Here is an 11,758-nt window from a genome sequence, read left to right on the forward strand (position 1 = left end):
ATCCTAACCTTCGATGATCTTGACGCTATAGTCTTCGTCCTGAAACGCGACAAAGAACTCCTCCGGCATCAGCCACGAATCGACGCTCACGCTATTCGCGTTGACATCGATATCGACCTTCGCATCGCTGTCGACGCTTTTCATTGCACGTTCGATCCTCGATACGTCGTCGGAACGAATCGCTTCATTCACTGAGAATTTCATCACCCATCTCCATTAACAGTTCCATTCAGCCGTCTGGCAAGCGCTCTGAAGCGCTGGCGTTGAGACTGATTCTATCGACGAGCATCTCGAATGACGATCCGCGCCGGACAACTGTCTTTTTCAAAACCGATGATTTACCCCATGTAAAAAGACCTTTTCCAGGCGTTCAATCAAAACCATGAAAGTTCCTGCGATGGCCAGATTCCCGAATGAATTGGCCTGAAACGATCCGTCCTTTCCGCTTCGCGAAAGCCGACGCGGCTCTAGAATCCATCACATCATCAAGCGGTAAGGACGCCGCAAAAATACGGGTGTGACGCGGATGCGTCGTTGCCTGCATTAGATGCATTGTTGATGACTATTTGCCGAGTGCTTTTATGAAAACGACTGTCGATACCCAGACGATCGAAGCGGTGGTGACGGCAGAACCCGTCGCGCCGTTGCCGCCGGCGCCCGTTGCACAGACGCCCGCGCCGCAGGCGCAGCCGGCGTTCTCGCTGCGCCTCGCCACGGGTCTGATCGGGATGCTGCTCGCGTCGCTACTCGCCATACTGAACGAGCAGGTTACCGCGCAAGCCATGAACGACATTCGTGGCGCGCTATTGATAGGACGTGACGACGGCAGCTGGCTGACGGCACTCTTCGAAGCCACCAACGTGGCAACGATGGTGTTCGCGCCGTGGTTCGGCATCACGTTCACGTTGAAGCGGTTCACGCTCGGCGCACTCATTGCCTCCATGCTGTTCGGCTTCCTGTGCCCACTGTCGCCCGACCTGCCCACGTTCTATTTGCTGCGCATGCTACAGGGCATCGCGGGGGGATGTATTCCACCGATGCTGATTATCGTGGCGCTGCGTTATCTGCCACCGAACATCAAGCTCTATGGCCTCGCAGGCTACGCGCTCACCGCAACCTTCGGCCCTTCTGTGGGAACCCCGCTCGCCGCGCTATGGACCGAGTACGTGAGCTGGAAAATGGCGTTCTGGCAGATTTTGCCGTTCGGCGCGATCGCCGGCATTGCAATCCAGTACGGTCTTCCGCAAGACTCGCTCAAACTTGAACGGTTCAAAGCGTTCGACTGGTTTGGTTTGTTGACGGGTTTCCCCGCCGTCGCGATGCTGGTGATCGGTCTGTTGCAAGGCGATCGCCTTGACTGGCTGAATTCCCCGTTCATCTGCGCGATGCTCGGTGGCGGCGCGTTGTTGTTCGCATTGTTTCTCGTGAACGAGTGGTATCACCCAGTGCCGTTTTTCAAGCTGCAGATGCTGTCACGCAGAAATTTCACCCACGGTCTTTCGACGCTCGTGTGCGCCGTCGTGCTGCTCGTTGGTGTGGCCGCTATTCCGGGTCAATTCCTCGCGCGAGTGCACGATTACCGGCCGCTTCAAACGACACCTCTGTCACTGCTGGTCGCCATTCCGCTGCTCGTCACGCTGCCCCTGACGGCTGCGTTGCTGAATCTTCGCCGTGTCGATTCGCGCTGGGTGATGGCACTGGGGCTATCGATGATCGCACTCACCTGTTTCCTTGGCAGCTTCATGACGTCGGAGTGGATTCGCGACAACTTTTACTGGTTGCAGTCGTTGCAGATCGTCGCGCAACCGATGGTGATACTCGCAATCCTGATGGGCGTGACCACTGGCTTGCCGCCCACCGACGGCCCCTTTGCTTCCGCGATGTTCAATTCGCTCAGAGGCTTCGCGGCGGTTGTGTCGACCGCGCTGATCGAAGGTCTCGGCACCGCGCGCGAGCATTTTCATTCGAGCATGCTGGTCGATCATCTCGGCAACAACGCGTTGATCGCCACGCAGAGCTTCGACACCGCGCGCGGATATGTCGGCCTTGCCCAACGCATTCACGAACAGGCCGTGGTGCTCACTTCCGCCGACCTCTATCGCGTGATGACCTGTATCGCCATTGCGGTGCTTTTCCTCGTTCCCGTGCTGCCGGTGCGCATCTATCCGCCGTGGAGCACTACGCCATCCACCCCTCGCTAAACACGTTGATTGCCATGTCTTCCGTCACCCGTCCCTCGCCCAGAATGGTTCGCATTGCCGCAGCTGTCGTCGTGCTCGGCGTCGCCGCATGGGGCAGCACGAAGCTCTTCGTCAGCCCCGGCATCGAATCCACCAACGACGCCTACGTCGCCGCCGATTTCACGCTGGTCGCGCCGCGCGTTGCCGGGCAGGTCTCGGAAGTCCTCGTCGACGACAACCAGCAGGTGAAGGCCGGACAACTGATGGTACGCATCGACGATCGCGACTTTCAGGCGGCATTGCACAGCGCTCAAGCCGACGTGACGGCCGCAAAAGCCGCTGTTGCGAACTACAATGCGGAGATCGCGCGACATCCGTCGCTCGTCGACCAGGCGCGTGCCACGCTGCGTTCCGATGAAGCATCGATCGCCTTTGCACGTCAAAATGCGGCCCGTTATCAGGATCTGTCGCAGTCGGGCGCCGGCACGACGCAGGAGCAACAGCATGCCGCCAGCGCGCTCGCCGAGCAGCTTGCACAGCAGGCGCACGATCAAGCGGCGTTGTCTGCGACTTCGCAGAACCTCGATGTGTTACGTACGCAGCGCGACAAGGCGGCGGGCGCGCAGGCGCATGCCGAAGCCGCGCTCGAACAGGCAAAGCTCAATCTCTCGTACACCGAGATTCATGCACCCGTCGACGGAAAAATCGGCCGGCGCTCCGTGCGGGTCGGCGCATTCGTGACGCCCGGCGCGCCGCTGCTCGCTATCGTGCCGCTCGCGGATGCTTATGTCGTCGCGAACTTCCAGGAAAACCAGATCGCGCGCATGCGCCCTGGCGCAAGCGTGAACATCAAGGTCGACAGTTTCCCCGGCATCGTCATCAAAGGCCACATCGACAGCCTCGCGCCTGCAACAGGCGTGAGCTTCGCGCCGATTGCGCCCGACAACGCGACGGGCAATTTCACCAAGATCGTCCAGCGCGTGCCCGTCAAGATCAGGATCGATCCGAACCAGCAGGCCGCGTCCGCGCTCAGCGTGGGGTTGTCGGTAGAAGCAGAAGTGGCAGTCGGCAAGCGCGCCGAAACGGCGATAGCAGGAGTGGACGCAAAATGAACACGCGTGAATTTCTCAGCCGTGCGCCAGCACTGATGCTGACGTCAGTGCTTTCGCTGGCGCTGAGCGGCTGTCTGGTCGGGCCGAATTTCGAACCGCCGAAATCTGCCACGCCGAATGTGTTCGATCGCAATCAGACGGCGCAGTCGCCCAGCAAGCCCGTCGAAGCCGATTTCAATCCGGACTGGTGGACGCTCTTTAACGACCCGATGTTGAACTCGCTCGAGAAGCAGTTGACCGATGCCAATCTCGATGTCGCCGCCGCTTCCGCGCGCCTGCTGCAAAGCCGCGCCGGACTGCGCGTTGCGGGTGCGGCGCGATATCCGACGCTCGATGGCGCGGCCTCCTATAACCGCGAACGCGGCAGCGAGAACGGCATTCTTTCGCTGCTCGGCGTGACGCCGACCAGTTCGAATCCGCAATCGGCATCGGGCAGCGCGCCGCTCGGCGTATCGGCGATGCCTGGCTCGAAAGGCTCGCCCGCCTACAACCTGTATCAGTTCGGCTTCGACGCTTCATGGGAACTCGACATCTGGGGCCGTGTGCGGCGCGGCGTCGAAGCGGCCTCTGCATTGACCGATGCATCGTACGAGGACCGCAATGCTGTATTGCTCTCCGTGCGCGCCGAGCTTGCGCGCGACTATATCCAGCTGCGCGATACACAAGCCTTGTTGCAGATCGCGCGACAGAATCTCGAACTGGCAAACAACACGACCAAGCTGACCGAGGCGCGCAAGCGCAACGGCGTCACGACCGATCTCGACGTAGCGAATGCATCGGCACAGGCTGCGTCCATCGAAAGCCTTATTCCAACGCTCGAATCGCGCCAGGAAACAACCATCAACGCCATCGGCGTATTGCTCGCGCTGGAACCGGGAGCATTGCGCAAGACCCTCGATGCACCGCAGGATGTGCCCGCACTCCCGGCGCAGGTGCCGATCGGCTTTCCATCCGAACTGGCACAGCGCAGGCCCGATATCCGCCGGGCCGAAGCGCAGCTGCATGCGGCCACGGCGGCCATCGGCATGGCCAAGGCAGACTTTTATCCGCGCATCACCTTGAACGGCAGTGCAGGCTTCCAGAGCCTTCAGCTTTCAAGTCTCGCCAATTGGGCATCCGGTCAGTTCGTCGTGGGGCCGTCGATCACACTGCCGATTTTCGAAGGCGGACGCCTCAAAGGCACGCTTCAATTGCGTGAGGCACAACAGCAGGAGGCCGCCATCGTCTACAAAAAGACGGTTCTCGATGCATGGCGCGAAGTGGACGATGCGCTCATTACCTACGACGCGGAGCAACAGCGGCACAAAAAGCTCCAGGAGGTCGTACAGCTGAATCTGCGTGCGCTTTCTGTTGCGCAGCAGCGATACAAGGCCGGTGCGCTCGACTATCTGGACGTACTGAATGTCCAGAAACAGTTGCTCGAAGCACAGAGCAACCTCGAACAGAGCGGCGCCGATGCCGCTGCCAATCTCGTCACACTATGCAAGGTACTCGGGGGCGGCTGGGAATCGACGTATGGTGCGCCAGCAACGCATCAAGACAACGAAAGTGCGCAGTCGACAGCACAACGCTGATCCCGTGCTTCTGGGCGAAATGTGATCGCGTCGTCGAGGCTACATCTCTTTGAGCCTGAGCGGCATTCATTCAAGGGCGGTTCGCAGGCGCGTTTCAATGTCGCCGACAGTGCGAGCACGGTCACCTCCCATGACACCGCAAGCGGACCGTCCTAGCATGTGAAGGCGCGGTGCGCATGGAGGCTTCACGATGATCGGGTCGAATGATTTCCGCAGCGGGACGGTGACGCTGCGTGACGGCGGGCACATGCCCGTCATTGGTTTTGGAACGCTGATCGCCGACGCGGCGACGACAGTGAGTGCCACGCGCGACGCGATCGAAGCCGGTTACCGGCACTTCGACTGCGCCGAGCGTTATCGAAACGAGCGCGAGGTAGGTGCCGCGCTGAAGGCGGGATTGTCGGCACATGGGGTTGCGCGAGATGCGATTTTCGTGACGACCAAACTGTGGAATTCGAACCACCGGCCCGAGCGCGTCGGCCCCGCGCTAGACGGCAGTCTTGAAAGGCTGGGCCTCGACTACCTGGACCTTTCTCTCGTTCACACGCCGTTCGCGTTTCAGGCGGGCGACGAACAGGACCTGCGTGACGCAAACGGCAAAGTGCTTTACGACGAAGGCGTGACGTTGCTCGACACGTGGCACGCGATGGAAGAACTCGTCGAGCGTGGACGATGCCGCGCGATCGGACTCTCGGACATCACGCTAAGCGAGCTTCAGCCGCTGTACGAGTCCGCGAAAATCAAGCCCGCGGCGATTCAGGTCGAATCACATCCCTATCTGCCGGAAACGGCGTTGCTGGCGTACTGCAATCAGAAGGGCATCGTCTTCACTGCATTCGCGCCGCTAGGACATGGCATCAGGCCGGGGCCGCTTGAAGATCCTGTCATTGCGCGAATTGCCGCCCGCGTGAATAAAACGCCCGCGCAAGTGCTGCTCGCGTGGGCCGTGCAGCGCGGCACGGTCGTGCTCACCACGCCTAAAACGGCGGCGCGAGCCCGAGAGAATTTCGACATTTCCGCGCTTCCTACCGACGCCTTCGATGAGATCAACGCAATAGAGACGCGGCAACGGTTCAACGAAGTCGTGAAGACGGGCAGTCCGGGTTTCATCCCGCCGACGACCGCGTGAGGCGATTCATGGACGACGGACAGACACGTGAAGCGCTCGATGCGCACTGGCGTGCTTCGGCGGCAGGTGACCTGAATGCGGAGCATGATATCTACGCAGATGGCGTGGTCTGCGAGTATCCGCAGTCGGGTGAGCGGATCGTCGGGCGAAACAACCTGCAGGCTTTACGCGGCCACCATCCAGACAAGCCTTCGGGATTTGCAGTGCGTCGAATCCAGGGAAGCGGCAATCTCTGGGTGACGGAGTACGAGATCGACTACAACACACAGGCTGCGCTCGTCGTCAGCATCATGGAGTTCGCCAACGGGAAGGTCGTGCGCGAGACGCAGTATTTTTCGGCGCCGTTCGACGCGCCGCAGTGGCGGATGCAGTGGGTCGAGGCGCGCAAGTGAACCGGCTGCTTGCGCCAGATTCCATGCGGCCAGTCGGCTACACACGCTCTCGGTACTCGCGAGCTTCCTGCAATTTGTCAAAAGCACCGGTTCGAACTCTTCCTAGATCTGGATTTCGACCGAAGTCATTACGCGGTCTCGATCCCGTGCTCCTGGTCCCGTTTCATCGCGGATGCTCTCGACCAGGCAATCGATGAAACAACTGCCCGCAGCGCTCAATGGCTCACCCGCCCTGGTGATGATACCGACCGTCGACTCATCGAGTTGCTCCCGCACGGGTATTGCGCAAAGCGAGTCGCGCGAAGCACAGAGTTCGACGAGTGGCCACGGAAATATGCTGACCATGTCCGTTCTTTGCAGTAACGCGACAGCGACTGTCAGCGAATGCAGATAATGAATGCTGCGGGGCACAGGCAATTGGTGCTGCGCGAACATCTTGTATGGCGCGAGACCTTCTGTCTCAGGGTCCAAAGCAACAAGCCAGTCGAGATCGAGCAGTTCTGCAAGCGTGCGGCTTTCTGCGCGCGGATGACCTCGGCGCGCCACGATCGCGCGCGTCGAGGAGAAGAGCGGCTTGTGCGTAAACATCGAAGTCGTATTACCGGGCGCTTGACGCCCAATGTAAATGTCGAGACTGCCATCGCGCAGTCGCGGATTGGCAATGGCGAGTAATCCCTCGAAGAACTCCAATTGAACATTCGCCATGCGCTGACGGAACCGGACAACGGTTTCCGGCAGGAACGTCATCGCCACCCATGCTGTGACCGCAATCGAGAGCCGTCCACCCGTTTCTGCGCGCATTGCGTCGATGGCCTGATGCGCTCGCGCGAGTTGGCCGACGATCAGACGCGCATGCTCGAGCAGCGCGCGCCCGTCTGCCGTCAGCGTGACCCCTGACGCCGCGCGAGCGACTAGCTGTATTTTCAGGTCTTTCTCCATCTGCTGCAGACTTTGCGTGATTGCCGCAGGCGAAGCATTGAGCATGCGCGCGGCGCCGCGAACACTGCCTGTATCTGCAATGGCGACCAGAGAGCGGAGCTGATGTATCCTCATCTTAAGAAATGACGTGACGCTTGCTTCTTGTTTCAGTGCATCTTTCACAGTTGCTGAGCATCGCCACTGATTCTTGAATGCGTACGTGCCCTGATTACATCGATATCTGATAGCAAGGCCGGTCAGGCGAATCTCCCGGTTCGGGCGGATAGACCCGCCAAACACCGTCTCCGTGTTTAAAGAAAAAAATGATCCTTTCCGCCCGCGATTCGACACGCACGCACCGTAGCACACGTCCCGAATGTATTGGGGTTCGTTTGATACTGACGAGCGAGGCCGGATGAAACCACTTATCAACTTGCGAACGCAAAGACAAAGATCTTTCGCCCATTTGACGCCTCCTGGTCAACCAATACACGGTCGTTGCAGGCGTAGATTAGAACCGGGCAGAACAATCGCACATAGACGCACGTCTCAATCTATAAATATCGTCGATGTGCCAACGTCCTATCGTGTTGGCGGCGCGACCAATACGGTGTTGGGTTCAGCGCGTCGATAAAAACCCTGACGCCAACGTAACGACACGCACAGCCGTTAGCGAATGCACCATCATTCGAGCGACAAGCTTCGGCGGAGAATTACCGGTTTTCCCCCAAATCGAATCTTGGACATCCAATGCGCCAACGCCGAGTCGAGATGATCCGCGTGCGAAGGAAACCAGTTCGCAAGCTCGTCGACGAGGTAGCGGCAAATGTCGACGTTCCCTGCGCGAAGTTGCTCCCGGACATCAGCCACAGATTTCAGCACGGCCGCATGCTCGTCGATATGACAGGCTCTGGGAGGAAAATCGGTCTCGATCATCCAGGCGTTCTCGAGTTCGAAGTGCCGATGCAGATGTTTTGCCAGGAGTTCGAGAAGTTCATCCAATTGTTCAGGTTCAGCCGCTTGCAGGCGACCGATAAGGCCGACGAACTCCTCATGGAGAGCATCCATGGGAGCGTGACCTAAAAGAAACGAATCAACCCACTGCAAGTTGGAAGCGCTGTCGGTCATGCTCGATTTTCCTGTCATCGGACTGCGGAGAAATGCGCTCGACGCCATCGATTGCAAGCCGCCGACCATGGCCCCTGAACCAGGGCGTCTGTATCAGCGTGATCCGGCCATCGAGGTTGCCTGCGGGACGAAGATGCACGACGGCGCGGCCCCGCTCCAACTGTGCAGTGCCTTGCGTCGTGACGTGTTCACGACGGTCAAAACGAGTGCCGTATTCCGATGGTAGCGCCCACGGTCGTGCCTTTTACGCCGAAAAGTGCTCCACTTAGCGACAATCCCGTATTCATCGCGCCATGATTGTCCACCAGACCTACCTGGGCATAGAGCGTCGTCGACTTCGACAGAAAGTAGTTGGTACCTAGAGCTGCCAGCACCGAATGATTGGACGTCTGGTTGCGGTCGCTCGTCACCCAGACGCCGCCGTTGACATCCACGTCCGGCATCACGAGCCACGTCAGTCCGCCCCCATAGACGTAGTTGTTGAACGATCCCGCCACCTTGTAATTGACAACTGACGCCTTCACCGTTATCGAACCGGCCTGATATGCCACGCCGAGCAAGCGCCCTACGAACGCGACAGTCGTCGGAATCGGCGAAGGAACATTGCCGCCTCCGTTGCCGTCGTAAAACGCAGCATTGATGGTGAGTTTGCCTATGGTGTACTTCAGGCTGGCCGCGTACTGCCGTCCGGCCTGAAAATTTCCCGCAATCCCGCCAAACGCATACATCACACTGCCTTGCAGGCCCGCGACAACCGGGCTGGTATAGCTGATCGCATTCGCATTGAAGACACTGGTGCCTAATACATTGTCCACCAATAAAACGCCCGAGCTTCCGAATAGCGACAGGCTGCGCGGGTCGGTGTCGTAGACGGCGAGGAAGAATGGTGAGTATTGCAGCCCCGCCTTGAGTTGACCCGTATCGCCCTCGATCGCGATCCACGCTTCACAACCGAACAGGTTCCCGTTGCAGTGGTTAAAGCCGCCGTTCGCGATGCTAATCCCGCTCAACAGCCTGAACTTTATCTTGTACCCCCCACCGATATCCTCCGTGCCGCTTAGACCGAATTGGGAAAAGGAAGATTGTCCGTCGATTAACGCGAATTGCTTTCCAGCGTTGCCTCCCGTTTTTGGATCAAGTGTTTTGCTCGTATAGAGCAATCCGGCATCCACAACACCGAATAGCGTGACATTGCTCTGTGCGCGCGCTCCAGCTGAATGCAATGTGCAAAGACACGCTATCGCGATGCACCATAGCGGAAAGTAACTCCTCACGGTCGCCTCCTTGAACGAACATTGGAATGGGTGTCTTATTTTTTGGCTAGTCCATATGGACCGCGTAACGCAGCTCATGGGTGCTTTCGGGGCGCGCATCGCCTTTTAGCGTCCACGGTGGGACGTCTACTGCAATTCGATGTCATGTGCGCGCGTACGCCGAGGCGGAGCCTCCACTACACGTCGTCGGCGACGGACAGCCCAGAAGTCAGCACCATCCCCGTTCATCAGGTGCCGCGAGAGATTGGTTGTTTTCTACGTGTCTCTTAATCGATGTAGTGAACTCCAGATGCCTGGCGATGTAGATAAGCCATCGACATCACGCGACACATCGAAGCGCATCGCGCACCGTCGTGAAGATCTGATCGATTTGTTCGCCGCTGACGATCAGCGGCGGCGAAAACGCCAGCACATCCGCTGTGCATCGGACGAGCACGCCCGCTTCGAAGCACTTGACGAAGACATCGTAGGCCCGCGTACCAATCGCATTGGGGCGCGACTCGAGTTCGATCCCCGCCACGAGCCCCAGATTCCGGATGTCCTTCACGTAAGGCGAATTGCGTAATTCGTGCGCGGCATCCTCAAAGGCGGCCGAAAGTTCTGCGGAGCGCTCAAATAGTCTTTCGCTCTTGTATAGATCCAGCGCTGCAATGGTTGCCGCTGCCGCTGCCGGATGTGCCGAATAGGTATAGCCGTGAAAGAACTCAATCGCATTCCCGGCTGCGGCGGCAACGATCGTGTCGTGGACAGACCGGCTCGCGGCCACTGCGCCCATCGGGATCGCGGCATTGTTGATAGCCTTGGCCATCGTCAGAATGTCCGGTGTTACCCCGAAACGCTCGCTCGCGGTCGCCGCGCCGAGGCGCCCGAATGCAGTAATGACCTCGTCGAATATCAGCAGAATGCCGTGCTTCGTGCAGATTTCCCGCAAACGCTCGAGATAGCCTTTCGGCGGCACGAGTACACCGGTCGATCCCGCGAGCGGTTCGACGATCACGGCCGCTATCGTCGATGCATCGTGCAACGCAACGAGCCGTTCGAGTTCGTCCGCAAGGTGGCCGCCCCATGAAGGCTGACCGCGTGTGAATGCCGTCTCGGCCAGATTGTGAGTGTGGGGAAGATGGTCGATATGGGAAATCAGGCCGCCCGAAAATGCCTTGCGGTTCGCGACAATCCCGCCCACCGATATACCTCCAAAACCAACGCCGTGATAACCGCGCTCCCGTCCTATGAATCGGGTGCGCTGCCCTTCTCCACGCGCACGGTGATACGCGAGTGCAATCTTGAGCGCTGTATCCGCGGACTCCGAGCCCGAGTTCGTGAAAAAGATGCGATCCAATCCACTCGGCATGAACCTGGCGACTCTGGTCGCGGCCTCGAACGCGAGAGGGTGCCCCATTTGAAATGACGGGGCGTAGTCCATGACGTCGAGTTGAGCGGCAACGGCTTGCGTGATTTCCGAACGTCCGTGCCCCGCATTGACACACCACAATCCCGCCGTCGCATCGAGCACCTGACGATCATCGACAGTGGTATAGAACATTCCTCTCGCGGCCTTGAACAAGCGGGGTGAGCTCTTGAATTGCCGATTGGCGGTAAAGGGCATCCAGAGATTCGACAGGTCGGCGACTACTGTGCTTTGGCTCATTGATGCGGCTCCTTGATGATGAAGCCGACTCTATCGGTTTCGCTCGCCGCAATCACTGCACAGAAGGTAACGTTCAGAAAAGCCGTATTGCCCAATTTCTCCCAACTGTATTGATGTTATCGAACGCTCGTCGCGCCCGACGGTGCCGCTCGTACGAGATCGGCGTGAGCGTTCGACGCGCCCCGCCATTTTCCAGCCAAAGCTCACCGCAATCTCGCCACCAGGATGTGAAGGCTACGCATCCGCTCGCTGGTGGGATCATGATGTTCTACACACTGTTCCTGAATGTTCATGCTGAGGACATATGAAAACGAAAGCAGCAATCGCATGGAAGGCCGGCGCACCGTTGACGATCGAAGAAGTCGACCTCGAAGGGCCGCGCGCGGGTGAAGTGCTGATCGAA

Annotated in this window: 10 protein-coding genes and 1 pseudogene; 6 read left to right on the forward strand and 5 right to left on the reverse strand. The window is 59.0% G+C overall.

All coding sequences use genetic code 11. The features are described from left to right. Window positions 1-3: 3 nt before the first annotated feature. Complete coding sequence (locus H3V53_RS08035; RefSeq protein WP_054921582.1) at window positions 4-204, reverse strand: hypothetical protein; 201 nt, start codon at window positions 202-204, stop codon at window positions 4-6. 377 nt (window positions 205-581) lie between these two features. On the opposite strand from H3V53_RS08035, the gene H3V53_RS08040 reads away from it, so the two are divergent. The 5 genes from H3V53_RS08040 to H3V53_RS08060 all read left to right on the forward strand — a co-directional run bounded on the left by H3V53_RS08040 (window position 582) and on the right by H3V53_RS08060 (window position 6,387). Beyond that, complete coding sequence (locus H3V53_RS08040) at window positions 582-2,201, forward strand: MFS transporter (protein WP_336597501.1); 1,620 nt, start codon at window positions 582-584, stop codon at window positions 2,199-2,201. A 14-nt stretch (window positions 2,202-2,215) separates the two neighbouring features. Beyond that, the gene (locus H3V53_RS08045; RefSeq protein WP_336597502.1) at window positions 2,216-3,292 is read left to right on the forward strand and encodes an HlyD family secretion protein; all 1,077 of its coding nucleotides are present in this window, start codon (window positions 2,216-2,218) and stop codon (window positions 3,290-3,292) included. After that, on the forward strand, window positions 3,289-4,866 hold the full coding sequence (locus H3V53_RS08050) for an efflux transporter outer membrane subunit (RefSeq protein WP_336597503.1): 1,578 nt from the start codon (window positions 3,289-3,291) through the stop codon (window positions 4,864-4,866). The genes H3V53_RS08045 and H3V53_RS08050 overlap by 4 nt, the downstream gene beginning before the upstream one ends. A 190-nt stretch (window positions 4,867-5,056) precedes the next feature. Then, complete coding sequence (locus H3V53_RS08055) at window positions 5,057-5,995, forward strand: aldo/keto reductase (RefSeq protein WP_336597504.1); 939 nt, start codon at window positions 5,057-5,059, stop codon at window positions 5,993-5,995. Between the two features lie 8 nt (window positions 5,996-6,003). Further along, complete coding sequence (locus tag H3V53_RS08060; protein ID WP_336597505.1) at window positions 6,004-6,387, forward strand: nuclear transport factor 2 family protein; 384 nt, start codon at window positions 6,004-6,006, stop codon at window positions 6,385-6,387. Between the two features lie 102 nt (window positions 6,388-6,489). On the opposite strand, the gene H3V53_RS08065 is transcribed toward H3V53_RS08060, so the two are convergent. The 4 genes from H3V53_RS08065 to aptA all read right to left on the reverse strand — a co-directional run bounded on the left by H3V53_RS08065 (window position 6,490) and on the right by aptA (window position 11,355). After that, window positions 6,490-7,440, reverse strand: coding sequence for a LysR substrate-binding domain-containing protein (locus H3V53_RS08065; RefSeq protein WP_336597518.1), 951 nt, complete (start codon window positions 7,438-7,440; stop codon window positions 6,490-6,492). Window positions 7,441-7,989: 549 nt separating this feature from the next. Continuing rightward, window positions 7,990-8,433: a bacteriohemerythrin gene (locus tag H3V53_RS08070; RefSeq protein WP_336597506.1), complete on the reverse strand. Its 444-nt coding sequence runs from the start codon at window positions 8,431-8,433 to the stop codon at window positions 7,990-7,992. A gap of 197 nt (window positions 8,434-8,630) precedes the next feature. Next, window positions 8,631-9,707: a porin gene (locus H3V53_RS08075; RefSeq protein WP_473766654.1), complete on the reverse strand. Its 1,077-nt coding sequence runs from the start codon at window positions 9,705-9,707 to the stop codon at window positions 8,631-8,633. Between the two features lie 319 nt (window positions 9,708-10,026). Beyond that, on the reverse strand, window positions 10,027-11,355 hold the full coding sequence (gene aptA, locus H3V53_RS08080; RefSeq protein ID WP_336597507.1) for an omega-aminotransferase AptA: 1,329 nt from the start codon (window positions 11,353-11,355) through the stop codon (window positions 10,027-10,029). Between the two features lie 304 nt (window positions 11,356-11,659). Here aptA and H3V53_RS08085 point away from each other — a divergent pair. Further along, window positions 11,660-11,758, forward strand: a pseudogene (locus H3V53_RS08085) (zinc-binding alcohol dehydrogenase); the annotation flags it as partial.

Source organism: Paraburkholderia bengalensis, assembly GCF_037126505.1.
Classification (GTDB): Bacteria; Pseudomonadota; Gammaproteobacteria; order Burkholderiales; family Burkholderiaceae; genus Paraburkholderia; species Paraburkholderia bengalensis.